Origin of the sequence: Minwuia sp. IMCC3060 (genome assembly GCF_029909435.1) — a bacterium.
Taxonomy (GTDB): Bacteria; Pseudomonadota; Alphaproteobacteria; order Minwuiales; family Minwuiaceae; genus Minwuia.
Genome location: NZ_CP123782.1, coordinates 2321226 through 2337730, shown reverse-complemented (window position 1 = coordinate 2337730; position 16505 = coordinate 2321226). Strand labels below are relative to the sequence as shown.

The 16505-nt window shown below is 64.2% G+C and carries 12 protein-coding genes; 7 read left to right on the top strand and 5 right to left on the bottom strand.

The window, feature by feature from the left end; all coding sequences use genetic code 11:
* The first annotated feature begins 72 nt into the window (after nt 1–72).
* Genes pobA through pcaC form a run of 3 tightly spaced genes read left to right on the top strand, consistent with a single transcriptional unit; the run spans nt 73 to nt 2480 of the window.
* A complete protein-coding gene (gene pobA / locus QGV54_RS10970; RefSeq protein ID WP_281016787.1) occupies nt 73–1251 on the top strand; it encodes a 4-hydroxybenzoate 3-monooxygenase in 1179 nt (392 codons plus the stop codon).
* A 34-nt stretch (nt 1252–1285) separates the two neighbouring features.
* Nucleotides 1286–2080 (top strand): 3-oxoadipate enol-lactonase, encoded by a 795-nt coding sequence (gene pcaD / locus QGV54_RS10965; protein WP_281016788.1) that lies wholly within the window; start codon nt 1286–1288, stop codon nt 2078–2080.
* On the top strand, nt 2073–2480 hold the full coding sequence (gene pcaC, locus QGV54_RS10960) for a 4-carboxymuconolactone decarboxylase (protein ID WP_281016789.1): 408 nt from the start codon (nt 2073–2075) through the stop codon (nt 2478–2480). Before pcaD ends, pcaC begins: the two co-directional genes overlap by 8 nt.
* A gap of 56 nt (nt 2481–2536) precedes the next feature.
* On the opposite strand, the gene arsB is transcribed toward pcaC, so the two are convergent.
* The 5 genes from arsB to QGV54_RS10935 form a co-directional block, all read right to left on the bottom strand.
* Nucleotides 2537–3547: an ACR3 family arsenite efflux transporter gene (gene arsB, locus QGV54_RS10955; protein WP_281016790.1), complete on the bottom strand. Its 1011-nt coding sequence runs from the start codon at nt 3545–3547 to the stop codon at nt 2537–2539.
* 125 nt (nt 3548–3672) lie between these two features.
* Nucleotides 3673–5349 carry a formate--tetrahydrofolate ligase gene (locus QGV54_RS10950; protein WP_348637616.1) on the bottom strand — a complete coding sequence of 559 codons (1677 nt, stop codon included), beginning with the start codon at nt 5347–5349 and terminating at the stop codon, nt 3673–3675.
* A 70-nt stretch (nt 5350–5419) separates the two neighbouring features.
* A complete protein-coding gene (fdhF, locus tag QGV54_RS10945) occupies nt 5420–8203 on the bottom strand; it encodes a formate dehydrogenase subunit alpha (RefSeq protein WP_281016792.1) in 2784 nt (927 codons plus the stop codon).
* A 1-nt stretch (nt 8204) separates the two neighbouring features.
* Complete coding sequence (locus QGV54_RS10940; RefSeq protein ID WP_281016793.1) at nt 8205–8753, bottom strand: periplasmic heavy metal sensor; 549 nt, start codon at nt 8751–8753, stop codon at nt 8205–8207.
* Nucleotides 8753–10444, bottom strand: a complete 1692-nt coding sequence (locus QGV54_RS10935; RefSeq protein WP_281016794.1) for an NAD(P)H-dependent oxidoreductase subunit E — start codon at nt 10442–10444, stop codon at nt 8753–8755. The genes QGV54_RS10940 and QGV54_RS10935 overlap by 1 nt, the downstream gene beginning before the upstream one ends.
* A 323-nt stretch (nt 10445–10767) precedes the next feature.
* Here QGV54_RS10935 and QGV54_RS10930 point away from each other — a divergent pair, with 323 nt between their 5' ends.
* The 4 genes from QGV54_RS10930 to QGV54_RS10915 all read left to right on the top strand — a co-directional run bounded on the left by QGV54_RS10930 (nt 10768) and on the right by QGV54_RS10915 (nt 16377).
* Nucleotides 10768–12378 carry an ABC transporter substrate-binding protein gene (locus tag QGV54_RS10930; RefSeq protein ID WP_281016795.1) on the top strand — a complete coding sequence of 537 codons (1611 nt, stop codon included), beginning with the start codon at nt 10768–10770 and terminating at the stop codon, nt 12376–12378.
* A gap of 315 nt (nt 12379–12693) precedes the next feature.
* Nucleotides 12694–13650 (top strand): ABC transporter permease, encoded by a 957-nt coding sequence (locus tag QGV54_RS10925; RefSeq protein ID WP_281016796.1) that lies wholly within the window; start codon nt 12694–12696, stop codon nt 13648–13650.
* A 10-nt stretch (nt 13651–13660) separates the two neighbouring features.
* A complete protein-coding gene (locus QGV54_RS10920) occupies nt 13661–14722 on the top strand; it encodes an ABC transporter permease (RefSeq protein WP_281016797.1) in 1062 nt (353 codons plus the stop codon).
* Nucleotides 14723–14727: 5 nt separating this feature from the next.
* Nucleotides 14728–16377, top strand: a complete 1650-nt coding sequence (locus QGV54_RS10915; protein WP_281016798.1) for an ABC transporter ATP-binding protein — start codon at nt 14728–14730, stop codon at nt 16375–16377.
* The last annotated feature ends 128 nt before the right edge of the window (nt 16378–16505 follow it).

Sequence of the window (16505 nt, the reverse complement as noted above, 5' to 3'; positions counted from 1 at the left end):
CATGTGCGCCGGACATGGATCAGGGCGCGGGAACAGGTTACGGTCCCGAAAACGAAAACGGGGGAAACGCGGGTGAGCAGACGGGTGCAGGTGGTGATCATCGGGGCTGGGCCTTCCGGGCTGCTGCTCGGCCAGTTGCTGCATCTGTCGGGGATCGAAGCGGTCATCCTGGAGCGCCAGACGGCAGACTATGTGCTGGGCCGTATCCGCGCCGGCGTGCTGGAGCAGGGTACGGTCGACGTCCTGAACCGCGCTGGTGCGGGCGCGCGCTGCGCGGCAGAGGGGCTGGTCCACTCCGGTGTCGAGCTTGCCTTTGACGGGCGTCGCCATCGTATCGACCTGGAGCGTCTTTCCGGCGGCAAGACCGTCACCGTCTATGGTCAGACCGAGGTGACGCGCGATCTGATGCAGGCGCGGAGTGCCGCAGGCTGTGAAACGGTCTATCAGGCCGACGATGTCGCGATGCACGACTTCGACAGCGATATGCCGCGCGTGACCTACACGCATGCCGGTCAGACGCATGAGATCAGCTGCGATGTCATCGCGGGCTGCGACGGGTTTCACGGGATCAGCCGCGCCAGTGTGCCGGAGAGGTCGATCACGACCGTGGAGCGTGTGTATCCCTTCGGCTGGCTGGGTGTGCTGGCGGATGTGCCGCCGGTCTCGGAGGAACTGATCTACGCCAACCACCCGGACGGTTTTGCGCTCTGCTCCATGCGGTCACGCAGCCGCAGCCGCTTCTACATCCAGTGCGAACTGGATGAGAAGGTGGAGAACTGGTCCGATAACCGTTTCTACGACGAACTGCGCAACCGTCTGGATACCAGGGCCGCGGAGGCGCTGGTCACGGGACCGTCGCTGGAGAAATCCATCGCGCCGCTGCGCAGTTTCGTGGCGGAGCCGATGCGTTTCGGCCGTCTGTTCCTTGTGGGCGATGCAGCGCATATCGTGCCGCCGACCGGCGCCAAGGGACTGAACCTGGCCGTGTCGGACGTGCACTATCTGCATGAATGCCTGAACGCCTTCTTCAATGACCGTGACGGTGCGGCGCTGGAAGACTATTCGCGGCGGGCGCTGGCGCGGGTCTGGAAGGCGGTGCGCTTTTCCTGGTGGATGACGTCGATGATGCATCGCTTTCCCGACAATGGTGCGTTCGGTCAGCGCATTCAGGAGGCCGAGCTGGACTATCTGACAGGGTCGGAGGCCGCAGGCCGGTCGCTGGCGGAGAACTATGTCGGCCTGCCGTTCTGACGGCGGGGTCGGGGGACCGAGGGAGGATACCGGGATGAACTTCGCGCGACTGAATGGCGTGGTGCTGCACTATGCCGACACGGGGGAGGCGGACCTGCCGGTCATTGCCTTCTCCAACTCGCTGGGGACGGACTTCCGCATCTGGGACGATGTGGTTGCGGGGCTGAAGGGACGGTTCCGCTGCATCCGCAGCGACAAGCGCGGCCATGGCCTGTCGGAGGCCCCGGCGGCCCCCTACGTGATGGCCGATCACGTAGGTGACCTGACAGCATTGCTGGATCATCTGGGGGTCCGTTCGGCGATCATCTGCGGCCTGTCGGTCGGGGGCATGATCGCGCAGGGACTGGCGGCCAGCCGACCCGATCTGGTGCGCGGGCTGGTGCTGTGCGACACGGGCCACATCATCGGGGACGACACGCTCTGGAACGGGCGGATCGAGACGGTGGAGACCAAGGGACTGTCCGTCATGACGGATGGGGTGATGGAGCGCTGGTTCTCCTCCGCCTATCGGGTGCCCGGGAACGCCGCCTATCAGGGCTATCGCAACATGTTCGAACGGACGCCCGTGGCGGGCTATTCGGGCACCTCCGCCGCGATCCGTGACACGGATTTCACCCGGTCCACATCCGCCCTGACCGTTCCGACGCTGTGCATCGTCGGCGATGAGGACAAGGCGACGACGCCGGAGCTGGTGCAGGCGCTGGCGAACCTCATCGACGGGGCGCAGTTCGCGGTGATCGCGGGGGCGGGACATCTGCCCTGCATCGAGCGCCCGGACGAACAACTGGCGCTGATGGACGCCTTCTTCCGGGAGAATGACCTTGGCTGACGATCCCCTGCAGAACAGTGACCGTTTCGAGGCCGGAATGAGCGTCCGCCGCAAGGTGCTCGGCGATGCCCATGTGGACCGGGCGCGGGCCGCTGCGACGGAACTGGACGCGGAGTTCCAGGACTACATCACGGAGACGGCGTGGGGCGGCCTCTGGACGCGGCCGCATTTCAGCCTGCGTGAACGCTCCATCGTCACCCTGTCGATCCTGGCGGCGCTGGGACGGGACGGTGAACTGACCCTGCATGCGAAGGCAACCCGCAACACCGGCGCGACACTGGACGACATCCGGGAGGCGATGCTGCATGTCGCCGTCTATGCCGGGGTCCCGGCTGCGAACCACGCCATCAAGCTGATCAAGCAGGTCTATGCGGAGATGGAAGCGGAAGAGAAGAGCTAGACCAGTCCAATGGTGCAATCGCGGTCGTTGACTGCTGCCGTCCCCGGGGCGTCGGATCAGGGGGCGAACCGGGCACGCGTCCGGTTCGCGAAGGCCACCAGGGTCAGCATGACCGGAACCTCCACCAGTACCCCGACGACGGTCGCGAGGGCCGCGCCGGAGTTCAGGCCGAACAGGCTGATGGCGACCGCGACGGCAAGCTCGAAGAAGTTCGATGTCCCGATCAGGGCGCAGGGGGCGGCGATGCGGTGTGGCACCTTCAGCGCGAAGGCTGCGGCATAGGCAATCGCGAAGATGCTGTAGCTCTGCAGGATGATCGGCACGGCGATCAGCACGATGACGAACGGCCTGGAGACGATCACCTGCCCCTGCAGGCCGAACAGGATCATCACGGTGACGATCAGGCCGACGATGGAGAAGGGTTTCACCCGGGCCTGAAACGCCTCGATCCTTGCCGGGGTCCGCAGTTTCCGACGCGTGACCAGTCCGGCGGCCAGCGGCAGCGCGATAAACAGCAGGACCGACAGGACCAGGGTCGACCAGGGGACGGTGATGTCGGTGACACCCAGCAGGAACGCCACGATGGGGGCGAAGGCGACGACCATGATCAGGTCGTTCACGGATACCTGCAGCAGCGTGTAGGTCTCGTCACCGCGCGTCAGTTGCGACCAGACGAACACCATGGCCGTGCAGGGGGCGGCCCCGAGCAGGATCAGCCCGGCGATGTACTGCATGGCGTCCTCGGGCTGGATCCAGGGTGCGAAGACATGCTGGAAGAACAGCACGGCCAGCAACGCCATGGTGAACGGCTTGACCAGCCAGTTCACCACCAGTGTGATCAGCAGCCCGCGCGGCTGTCGGGCGACATCGCGCAACGACTTCGGATCGACGCCGACCATCATGGGATAGACCATCGCCCAGATCAGGACGGCGACCACCAGATTGACATTCGCCACCTCTGCCGCGCCGATCGCCGCGAACAGACCGGGGGTCACATTGCCCAGCAGGATGCCGGCCACCATTGCCAGCGCGATCCAGAGGGACAGGAACTTCTCGAAGATACCCATTGGCTGACTGACGTCCCCCTCGTGATCCGGCCCGCACCCTGTGCAGGGTGGGACAGGACCTATCACCGTGGGGACGTCAGTCAAGCCCGTGAGCCACCTGCCGGGAGCATTGGCGGACGATGCGGTCAGAACAGGCCTTCGATGTCCCCGGCGTCGTTCAGCATGATCTGCTCCGCTGCCGGAACCTTCGGCAAGCCCGGCATGGTCATGACCTCACCGCAGATGACGACGATGAAACCGGCACCGGCGGACAGGCGCACTTCCCGCACGGGCAGGGAGTGACCGGTCGGTGCGCCACGCAGGTTCGGATCGGTGGAGAAGCTGTACTGGGTCTTCGCCATGCAGACCGGCAGATGGCCATAGCCGTCCGCTTCCCACTTGCGCAACTGGTTGCGGATCGCCTTGTCGGCCAGCACCTCGTCGGCGCGATAGATGCGCTTGGCGATGGTCTCGATCTTCTCGAACAGCGGCATCTCGTCGGGGTAGAGCGGGCTGAACTGGGACATGCCGCTGTCGGCGATCTCCACCACCCGGTGCGCCAGGTCGAGGATGCCGGCGGAGCCGTTGGCCCAGTGACGGCAGACAATGGCTTCCGAACCCATGGATTCGACGAATGCCTTCACCGCCTCGATCTCCGCATCCGTGTCGGCGACGAAATGGTTGATGGCGACGACAGCGGGCACGCCGAACGACTTCACGTTCTCGATGTGGCGACCCAGATTGGCGCAGCCCTTCTTCACCGCATCGACGTTCTCCGCACCCAGATCATCCTTGGCGACGCCGCCGTTCATCTTCATGGCGCGCACGGTGGCGACGATGACAACCGCGTCCGGTGCCAGGCCGGCCTTGCGGCACTTGATGTTCATGAATTTCTCGGCGCCCAGGTCGGCACCGAAACCGGCTTCCGTCACCACATAGTCGGCGAGCTTCAGCGCCGTCTGGGTCGCGGCGACGGAGTTGCAGCCGTGGGCGATGTTTGCAAAGGGGCCGCCATGCACGAAGGCCGGATTGTTCTCCAGCGTCTGCACCAGGTTCGGCTGCATCGCATCCTTAAGCAGCACCGTCATGGCGCCATCCGCATTCAGGTCACGGCAGTAGATCGGCGTGCGGTCGCGGCGGTAGGCGATGATGATGTCACCCAGCCGCTTCTGCAGGTCTTCCAGATTGGTGGCGAGGCACAGGATCGCCATGACCTCGGAGGCGACGGTGATGTCGAAGCCGCTCTGGCGCGGGAACCCGTTGCCGATGCCGCCGAGGCTCAGTACCACGTCGCGCAGGGCGCGGTCGTTCATGTCCAGCACCCGGCGCCAGGCCACGCGGCGGGCATCGATGCCCAGGCTGTTGCCCCAGTGGATATGGTTGTCGATCATGGCCGACAGCAGGTTGTGCGCGGAGGTGATGGCGTGGAAGTCGCCGGTGAAATGGAGGTTGATGTCCTCCATCGGGATCACCTGGGCGTAGCCGCCGCCAGCCGCACCGCCCTTCATGCCGAAGCAGGGGCCGAGGGAGGCTTCGCGGATACAGATCGCGGCGCGCTTGCCGATGGCGTTCAGGCCATCGCCCAGTCCGACAGTCGTCGTGGTCTTGCCCTCACCCGCAGGGGTGGGGTTCACGGCGGTGACCAGGATCAGCTTGCCATTTGGCTTGTCGGCCTGGGCAGCGATGAAGTCCTGCGAGATCTTGGCCTTGTCGTGGCCGTAGGGCAGCAGCGCCTCGGTGGGGATGTCCAGCTTGGCACCGACGGCCTGGATGGGCTGCTTGGTGGCGGCGCGGGCAATTTCGATGTCGCTCATGTGGGCCATCGCTCACGGACTCCCTGTGTCTGGGGTTTCTGTCTGCAGATACCGTCTAACGGTCAAAGATGACCGGGGCCTACTCCGCAGCGACGGTTTCCGTCGCGGCTTCGACACGCACGGCCGAGAACTTGAACTCCGGGATCTTTCCGTAGGGGTCCAGCGCCGGATTGGTGAGCGTGTTTGCTGCCGCCTCGACGAAGGCGAAGGGCATGAAGACATTGCCCTCCGACACCGCCCGGTCCGCCCGTGCCATCACCGTCAGGCTGCCGCGCCGGGTGGTCAGGCGCACCATGTCACCCGGCTGGATGCCGAGGTCGCGGATGGTCTTCGGGTTCAGCGAACAGGTCGCCTCCGGCTCCAGCCCGTCCAGCACACCGGTGCGGCGGGTCATGGACCCCGTGTGCCAGTGTTCCAGCTGTCGCCCGGTGATCAGCACCATCGGGTACGCGCTGTCCGGAACCTCATCCGGTGCAACGATGCTGGCGGGGGTGAAACGGGCACGGCCCCCTGCACGCGGGAACCCGTCGCCGAAGACGATGGGCTGGCCGGGATCCTCGGGGCTGAGGCTGGGATAGGTCACCGCCGCCTCTGCCTCCAGCCGTTCCCAGGTGATGTTGTCGAACGACTTCATCGACCGTTTCATTTCGTTGAAGACGTCACGCGGGTGCTCATAGGTCCAGTCGAGGCCGAGTCCGCGCGCGATCTGGATGGTGATCCACCAGTCCGGCCGGGCCTCCCCCGGTGCCGCGACAGCGGGGCGGCCAAGCTGTACCTGGCGATTGGTGTTGGTCACCGTTCCCGCCTTTTCCGCCCAGGCGGTCGCGGGCAGGATGACGTCGGCATAGTTCCCGGTCTCGGTCAGGAAGATGTCCTGCACCACCAGGTGGTCCAGCTTCGCCAGTGCGGCGCGGGCGTGTTCGACGTCCGGGTCCGACATGGCCGGGTTCTCGCCCATGATGTACATGCCCCGGATCTGCCCGTCGTGGACGGCATCCATGATCTCGACAACCGTCAGGCCCTTCTCGGCGGAGAAATCACGCTCGTTCTGCCAGATGTCATTGAACATCGACCGCACGCCGTCATCCGTGACGCTCTGGTAGTCGGGCAGGAACATCGGGATCAGACCGGCATCTGACGCACCCTGCACGTTGTTCTGCCCGCGCAGCGGATGCAGGCCCGATCCGGGGCGGCCCACATGGCCGCACATCAGCGCCAGCGAGATCAGGCAGCGGGAATTGTCGGTGCCGTGGATGTGCTGGGAAATGCCCATGCCCCAGAAGATCATGCCCGCCTTCGCGTTGGCGAATTCCCGTGCCACGGCGCGCAGTGTTTCGGCATCGACGCCACAGACCTCCGCCATCTTCTCCGGCGGGAAGTCGGCCAGATGCGCCTTCATGGCGTCCCAGTTCTCCGTGAAGCCGTCGATGTACTGCCGGTCGTAGAGTTCCTCCTCCACGATCACATGCATGATCGCGTTCAGCATCGACACGTCGGTACCGGGGCGGAACCGCAGCATGTGGGTGGCGTGACGGCCCAGACCGACACCGCGCGGATCCATGACGATCAGCTTGCCGCCGCGCTTGGCGAACTGCTTGAAGTAGGTGGCGGCGACGGGGTGGTTCTCCACCGGGTTGGCCCCGATGACGATGGCGCAGTCGGCGTTCTCGATCTCGTTGAAGGTCGCGGTCACGGCGCCGGAACCGACATTCTCCATCAGCGCGGCAACGGAAGAGGCGTGGCAGAGCCGGGTGCAGTGATCGACATTGTTGTGGCCGAAGCCCTGACGGATCAGCTTCTGGAACAGGTAGGCCTCTTCGTTGGAGCACTTGGCGGAGCCGAATCCGGCGATTGCCTGCCCGCCGCTGCTGTCGCGCAGGCTGGCCATGCCGCCGACCGCGCGTTCCAGCGCTTCCTCCCAGCTTGCTTCCCGGAAGTGGGGGGCAAGATTGGCAGGATCGACGTTCAGCCCCTTCGCCGGGGCGTCGTCGCGGCGGATCAGCGGTTTCGTCAGCCGGTGCGGGTGATCGACGTAGTCGAAACCGAAACGGCCCTTCACGCAAAGCCGCTGTTCGTTGGCCGGACCATCGACACCATCGACCCAGGCAATCCTGTCGTCGCGGATCTTGAAACTGAGCTGGCAGCCGACACCGCAATAGGGACAGACGGACTTCACTTCGCGATCGTAGGCGGCGGAGTCACCGGTCTCCGCCGCGTCCACGGCTGTCGCGGGCATCAGGGCACCGGTGGGGCAGGCCTGCACGCATTCACCACAGGCGACGCAGGTGCTGCTGCCCATCGGATCATCGAAGTCGAAGCTGATCGCGGCGTCATGGCCCCGGTAGGCCATGCCGATCACGTCATTGACCTGTACCTCACGGCAGGCGCGGACGCAGAGATTGCAGTGGATGCAGGCGTCCAGGTTGACCCGCATCGCCACGTGGGAGCCGTCCAGCAGGGGAACGCGGTCCTGCTCCAGCGCCGGATAGCGGCTCTCCGAAACGCCCTGCATGTCCGCCATCTGCCAGAAGTGGGAGGAGCGGTCGTGCGCGCTTTCCCGTTCCGGCTGGTCGGCCAGCAGCATCTCTATGACCGACTTTCGGGCGCTGGTGGCCCGGTCGCTTGCGGTCTTCACCACCATCCCGTCTGTCGGCGTGCGGATGCAGGATGCGGCAAGGGTGCGTTCCCCGTCGATCTCCACCATGCAGGCGCGGCAGTTGCCGTCGGCGCGATAGCCCGGCTGGTCGGCGTGACAGAGGTGCGGGATCAGCGTGCCTTCACGCTTCGCAATCTCCCAGATGGTCTCGCCTTCCCGGGCGACAACGGTCTTTCCGTCGAGTGAGAAACTGATCGGATCGGCCATGTCAGTGACTCCCATGTGCATGGTCGTAACCACGCAGGTGTTTGTAGGTCGCGCGCTGATCGGCGGTCAGGACCGGCGTCACTTCAATGTGCGCCAGAAGATGGCTTGCTCTGAGTTCGCTGCGCAGCCTTTCGGAGACGGCAAGACGCGCATTCAGGGTTTCCGGATCAGCGGTTGCCGTCTTGAACAGGGCGTCGATCTCGGCTTCCGCCACAATCAGGGCATGGCCGAGTTCGCGGGCCCTGGACTGCATGCGCTCGAACGAACGCTGTACGGTGTCGCGCTGTTTCCCGTCGAGACCGAGGTCGCCCGCGAGTTCAAGTACGTGCAGGGGACCGGGATAGCCGTTCAGTTCAGCCGGCTTGGCCAACCCCCAGCCCTTGCCCTCGCTCAGAGCATCGACATCACTATCGCTGAGGCTGGCGACCAGCCGGGTCTGCTGTCCGGCGTACGGCGCATGATCATCGTGCGCGGAGGTGAAATGCTGAATCCCGAGTGTCCCGGCAACACCCAGTACCAGCCCGACGGCGATCAGCGCGAGGTGCCGCATCAGATCTCCTCCGGGAAATGCTTCATGGTCAGACGGATCGGATTCGGGGCGGCCTGGCCCAGCCCGCAGATCGATGCATCGACCAGTGTCTGACTGAGTTCCTCCAGCAGGCCCTGATCCCATGTGTCCGCCTGCATCAGCTTCACCGCCTTCTCGCAGCCGACACGGCAGGGGGTGCACTGGCCGCAGCTCTCGTCCTCGAAGAAGCGGAGCATGTTCAGGGCGGCGGCGCGGGCGCTGTCGTGATCGGACAGAACGACAACCGCGGCGGAACCGATGAAGGAGCCATGCGGCTGCAGCGTGTCGAAATCCAGCGGCACGTCGTTCAGGCTGGCAGGCAACAGGCCCGAGGAGGGGCCGCCCGGCTGATAGGCCTTGAAAGCATGACCTTCCAGCATGCCGCCGCAGGCATCGATGATGTCCAGGATGGTTGATCCGGCGGGCAGCAGCTTCACCCCCGGTTCCTGCACGCGACCCGAGACGGAATAGGACCGCAGGCCTTTCCGGCCGTTGTGCTCGACGCTGTTCAGTATCTCCGGCCCTTCACGCACGATGCGCGCGATCCAGTGCAGCGTCTCGACGTTGTGGACCAGTGTGGGGCGGCCGAAGACGCCGACTTCGGCGACGTAGGGCGGGCGATGGCGGGGCAGGCCGCGCTTGCCCTCGATGCTCTCGATCATCGCGCTCTCTTCGCCGCAGATGTAGGCCCCCGCGCCGCGCCGCAGGTCGAAGAAGCCCGGCGCGACAAGTCCGGCAGCCTCCAGTGCTGCGATCTCCCGGCGCAGGATCTCCAGCACCGCAGGGTATTCGTCGCGCATGTAGATGAAGATGCGTTCGGCCTCGACGGCCCAGGTCGCGATCAGTGCGCCCTCCAGAAACAGGTGCGGCTCCCGCTCCAGCCAGTAGCGGTCCTTGAAGGTGCCCGGCTCGCCCTCGTCACCATTGACGGCAAGGTAGCGCGGACCGGCATAGCCGCGCACGAAGGACCACTTGCGACCGGAGGGGAAACCTGCGCCGCCGAGGCCGCGCAGGCCGGACTCCAGAATGGTCTCCTGCACCTCATCCGGTGTCCGCGATCCGGCCCGCAACTGTTCCAGTTGGGCGTAGCCGCCGGCATCGCGGTAGCTGTCGAAGGTCTGGTAATCGGGCAGATGCGCATGGGTGTCGTCGGCCCGGATTGCGTCATTCACCTTCGCGGCATCCGCATGGTCGATGTGATTGTGTCCGATCTCCAGTACCGGTGCGGTATCGCACCGGCCCATGCAGGGGGCACGCACGACGCGAACCTGATCAGCAGGCAGCGCGCCCTTCAGGTCCCGGAGCAGGCCCTGGGCGCCGGCGAGTTCACAGGACAGGGAGTCGCATACCCTGATGGTCAGAGGTGGCGGCGGGGTCTCGCCTTCCTTCACCACATCGAAATGCGCGTAGAAGGTCGCAACCTCGAACACCTCCGCCATCGACAGCCGCATTTCCTCCGCCAGCGCGCGCAGATGCGCCGCCGACAGATGGCCAAACCGGTCCTGGATCAGATGAAGGTGTTCGATCAGAAGGTCGCGACGGCGCGAACGGTCGCCGAGCAGTGTCCGGACCTCGTCCAGGGCGCTGTCATCAAGCTGACGCCCCTTCGGTGTGCGGCGTCCCTTGCCCTTGCCGGACTTCCAGACACCCTTGCGTTCCGCCAGACCTGACACGCGCGTTCTCCGTGGTGATCGGCGGGCTCGTCGTGATGCGTCGCCGCCGGTTGCTGGGACGTTACTATGGGCGTGGCGAAACAAGAAACACGTCCAATTGCGACATGTCGCTGCCTTCCCTGAGACAAGCAGTCGATTTGTCTTTCGTTGGGGAAACCGCGTCTTTTCGACGGGTTGAAGTGATGCCGGATATGTCCAAGGATAGGTCGCAGTTTGAACAGAGCGTTCATGGGGCGGGCAGACATGCTTGTCATGGGATGTTACGGTCAACTCAGAACGTAACCACGAATGTGCCCATCAAACGGGCCAACAGGAGGCTATATATGTCAGGGAATCTTGATCCGGAACTTCTCGAACGGATGGTGAAGGAGGCGCGTCTGGGCCGTCTTTCACGCCGTGATTTCATGCGCTATGCCAGCGCCGCCGGCGTTGCCGGTGCGGTCGCGACCGGCGCCTGGTCATCCAAGGTCGCGATGGCCGCACCGAAGAAGGGTGGCAACTTCCGCCTCGGCGCGCATGACGGCAATACGGGTGACACGCATGACCCCGGCACCTACGTCACCTTCTCCATGATCCAGTTGGCGCACACGTTCCGCAGCTACCTGACGCAGATCAATCCGGACAATACCCTTGGCGGCGATCTGGCCACTTCATGGTCGGCAACCCCGGATGCCAAGGAATGGACCTTCGAGATCGTCTCGGGTGCCACGTTCCACAGCGGCAAGCCGGTGACGCAGGACGATGTCATCGCCTCCATGAACCACCATCGTGGTGACAAGAGCACTTCCGCAGCCAAGGCGCTGCTGAAGGATGTGGACGATATCGTGAAGTCCGGCTCCAACGGCGTGACCTTCAAGCTCGCGTCCGGCAATGCCGACCTGCCCTGGCTGATGACCGACTATCATCTGGCAATCTGCCCGGCCAATGCCGACGGCACCCTGAACTGGCAGACCGGCGACGGCTCCGGCCCCTACAAGCTGAACAATGCCGAGTTCGGCGTCAGCTACGAACTGACCCGCCACGACGGCTGGCATGGTGAGGGCGCGTACTTCGACAGCGCGGAGATCCTGGTGCTGAACGATCCGAACGCGCGTCAGACCGCGCTGGTGACCGGCGACGTCGATGCGGTCACCGCGGTGGATCTGAAGACCCTGAGCCTGCTGAAGCGGAACCCGAACATCGAAGTGGACAACGTGCCGAGCGGCGCCGCGATTACCATGCCGATGTTCTGTGATACCGCGCCGTTCGATGATGTGAACGTGCGTCTGGCGCTGAAGCTGGCGATGGATCGGGAGGAGATCATCCAGAAGATCGCCTTCGGCACCGCCATCCCAGGCAACGACGTGCACGTTTCGCCGAACATGCCGTACTGGGCCGACCTGCCGCAGCGCAAGTATGATCCGGATCAGGCCAAGTCCCTGCTGAAGAAGGCCGGGCACGAGAACCTGTCGATCAACCTGTCCACCGCCGACAGCGTGTACTCCGGTGCGGTCGACATGTGCGTGCTCTATGCTGAGCAGGCGAAGAAGGCCGGCATCAACATCAATGTCGTGCGTGAGCCGAACGACGGCTACTACTCCGACGTCTGGCTGAAGAAGCCGTTCTGCATGGTGCAGTGGGGCGCGCGTCCGACGCCGGACGTCATGCTCAGCCTTGCCTACAAGGATGATGCGGCCTGGAACGAGAGCCGCTGGCAGAACGCGCGGTTCAACGAACTGCTGCTGCAGGCAAAGGCCGAACTGGATCAGGCCAAGCGGGCGGAAATGTATCGCGAGATGCAGGTTCTGGCGCGCGACGACGGCGGGACCATCATTCCGATGTTCACCAACTTCGTCTATGCACGCCGCAAGAACGTCATGCATGGCCCGGATCTGGCCGCAAGCTGGCAGGTCGACGGTGCACGTGGTGTCAGCCGCTGGTGGTTCGACGGCTGATCCTGACCCGATGCAGCCCGGAGATCCTTCGGGCGTTGAACGGTTTGGCAGGCCCCCGGAAGCGATTCCGGGGGCCTGTTCCTTTTGGGTAATCCATCACCTCTTGCCGCCGGGGCCGGTGGTTCCCCGTGTCGTATTCAGAATAGTGATCGTCTGAAAGCGCCGCATCGGGATGGACAAGGGTTACACCCCTGTTACACAATCAGGTTTCGTCAACCGCTTCGGGAAAAGAGGCGGATCAAAAGGAAATTCGGGGCTGCCGGACCGTCCGGCAACGCAGGGAAGACTTCAGACGTATCCAGAGGGGGACGTGTTATGGGCGATGTCGTGAACATCGTACTAAAGCGCCTCGGATTGGGACTGCTCACGCTTTTCGTGATCTCAGTCATCATTTTCGGGGCCGTTGAGATGCTGCCGGGCGATATTGCCCAGGCCGTGCTTGGACAGGGTGCGACGGAAGAGAACGTTGCCGCCTTGCGGGAACAGCTGGGCCTGAACGACCCGGCGCCCGTACGCTATTTCGACTGGCTGGCCGGTGCAGTGGTCGGTGACTTCGGTGTTTCACTGGTGTCGCAGACATCGGTGTCGGAGGCGATTGCCCCCCGGTTCCTGAACACGCTGTTCCTCGCCGGATATGCTGCCGTGATCGCTGTTCCCGTCGCGATCATGCTGGGTATCGTGGTCGCGCTGCTGCGCAACACACTGTTCGACCGGGTCGCCAACGTGCTGACCCTGACGTCGATATCGTCGCCGGAGTTCTTCCTCGGCTACATCCTGATCCTCTACCTCTCGGTGAAGACGGGTGCATTCCCCGCGATTGCCAAGCTCAGTACCGACATGACGTTCCTCGAGTTGCTGGACAGGACGTTCCTGCCGGCACTGACGATGGTCCTCGTGGTCGTTGCGCACATGATGCGGATGACGCGAGCCGCGATCATCAGCCTGCTTGCCTCACCCTACATCGAGATGGCGCGGGTCAAGGGCATGCCGGCCTGGAAGGTGATCGTGAAGCACGCGCTGCCCAACGCCTGGGCGCCGATCATCAACGTCGTTGCGCTGAACCTGGCCTATCTGATCACCGGTGTCGTGCTGGTGGAGGTTGTCTTCGTCTATCCGGGGATCGGCCAGTTGCTGGTCGATGCGGTGACCAAGCGCGATTTCCCTGTCGTTCAGGCCTGCTGCCTGATCTTCGCGGCAACTTTCATCCTGCTGAATCTGGCGGCTGACGTGGGGGCGATCCTCACCAATCCGCGGCTTCGGTACAAGAAGTGAGGGCCGGGAAATGAATTACTTTGTCATCGGCTACTTTGCGCTGCTGATCGGGGCTTCCTGTCTCGCGGCCTACACCAACAAGCGTGGTGCGTTCCTGCTGCTCTTCTCCCTGATGCTCGTCTCCTTCGTGGTGGGCATTCTGGGCGGCGAGTCCTGGCTCTGGAGCATCACACTGGCGGCGGGGGCCATCGCGTTCTGCGCGGGCACGGCCTACGCCTTCCGGGAGTTCCTGGTCATCGTGCTGCCGCGGGAGGTCGCGAAGGCGTTCCGCACCGCCCCCCTGACGGCGACCTTCGGCCTGTTCGTCATCGGCGTCTACGCCATCGCAGGCATCTTCGCACCGATCATCGCCCCCTTCGGGGAGGCGGAGATCATCACGGAGGCCTTTGCGCCAGCGGATGAGACACTGCTGCTCGGGGGCGACCAGCTTGGCCGCGACCTGTTCAGCCGTCTGATCTATGGCGCGCGGAACACGGTCGGTCTGGCGCTGGTCGCGACCGTAGCGGCCTTCGTCATGGGCGCCTTCGCCGGTCTGATGGCCGCGACGGTCGGGGGCTGGTTCGACCAGTTCATGGGCCGGTTCGCCGATGTGATCATGTCGATCCCGTCGCTGATCTTCGCCCTGCTGATCCTGTCGATCTTCGGCACCAACATGTTCGTCATGATCTGCATCGTGGCGGTGATCTATTCGCCACGTGTCTTCCGACTGACCCGTGCGGTCGCCGGCAACATCGTGGTGATGGATTACATCGAGGCGGCGCGCCTGCGCGGTGAGGGCATCTTCTACCTGATCCGTCGGGAGATCCTGCCGAACTCCATGGCGCCGCTGGTGGCGGAGTTCGGGCTGGAGTTCTGCTTCGTGTTCCTGCTGATCGCCGGCCTGTCGTTCCTGGGCCTGGGTATCCAGCCGCCGACGGCGGACTGGGGCTCCATGGTGCGGGAGAACGCCACCCTGATCTCCTTCGGTGAGATCACGCCGCTGATCCCGGCGGCAGCCATCGCGCTGCTGACGGTCTCCGTGAACTTTGTCGTCGACTGGATGCTGTACCGGTCGTCCGGCCTGAAGGAGTGATGAGCATGGAAAGCAAACGCGACGTCCTGCTGGAAATCCGCGATCTCAAGATCGAGGGATATTCCGACGAGAAGTGGATCGAGATTGTCCATGGCATCGATCTGACCCTGCACCGGGGTGAGGTCATGGGTCTGATCGGGGAGTCCGGGGCCGGCAAGTCGACCATCGGGCTGGCCGCCATGGGCTACGCCCGTGACGGCTGCCGGATCGCCAGCGGCTCGGTCGAATTCGATGGCCTGGAACTGACCACGACGCCGGAATCCGACCGGCGGGCCTTGCGAGGGTCCCGCATCGCCTATGTGGCCCAGTCAGCGGCGGCATCGTTCAATCCGGCGCATCGGCTGATCGACCAGCACACCGAAACGCCGGTCCACTACAACATCAGGAAACGGCAGGACAGCCAGGAAGACGCGATGGAGCTTTACGAGAAGCTCCGTCTGCCGAACCCGCGCGAGATCGGTTTCCGCTATCCGCACCAGGTCTCCGGCGGGCAGTTGCAGCGGGCAATGACCGCCATGGCCATGGCCTGCCGTCCTGACCTGATCATCTTCGATGAGCCGACGACGGCGCTGGACGTGACCACGCAGATCGAGGTGCTGCTGGCGATCCGCGATATCGTGGAGCAGTACAATACCGCCGCGATCTACATCACCCATGACCTCGCGGTCGTGGCCCAGATGGCAGACACCATCAAGGTGCTGCTGAAGGGCAATGAGGTCGAGGAATCCGACACCCGCTCCATGCTGGAGAACCCGCAGGAGGAATATACCAAGTCCCTCTGGGCGGTGCGCAGCTTCCAGCGGGACCAGAAAGCGCGCCCGACAGGGGATGCCGTTCCGGTCGTGTCGGTGGAAAACATCGACGCCGCATATGGCCCGGTGAAGGTGCTGGAGGATGTTTCCTTCGACATCTACGCAGGCATGACTGTCGCGGTTGTGGGCGAGTCCGGCTCGGGCAAGTCGACCACGGCGCGCTGCATCACGGGCCTGCTGCCGCCGACCAAGGGACGTATCCTGTTCAATGGCGAGGAGCTGCCCGCCGACTACCGGAAGCGGACCAAGGACCAGCTGCGTCAGGCGCAGATGATCTACCAGATGGCCGATACGGCACTGAACCCGAAAGTGCTGATCAGCGAGATCATCGGGCGGCCCGCTGCCTTCTACGGCGGGCTGAAGGGCGGTGCCCTGAAGAGCCGTGTCGACGAACTGCTGGACCTGATCGAGCTGGAGCCGTCGAAGTACTACAACCGCTATCCGCCGGAGCTTTCGGGCGGGCAGAAGCAGCGTATCGGCATCGCCCGGGCGCTGGCGGCGGACCCGACCTTCATCATCTGCGACGAGGTGACGAGCGCCCTCGACCAGCTTGTGGCGGAGGGGATCCTGAAGCTGCTGGACCGGCTGCAGAAGGAACTCAACCTCGCCTACATGTTCATCACCCATGACCTTGCCACGGTGCGCTCCATCGCGGACGAGGTGGTAGTGATGAAGCAGGGCAAGGTGGTGGAGCAGGGGCCGAAGAACGAGATGTTCACCCCGCCGCATCATCCCTATACCGACCTGCTGCTGTCGTCGGTGCCGGAGATGGATCCCGACTGGCTGACGACGGTCGTGGAGGAACGTGGCGTCGACAATATCGGCGAGGCGGCGAATACCTGAGCGGTGATTCCGAACGACAGGCTTCACCCGACCCGGTGAAGCGAGAACTGGCAGGGGCAGGCGGGATGATCATTCCCGACCTGCCCCTTTCATTTCAGGATCCGCCTGACCCCGGCAGGCGTGCAGCC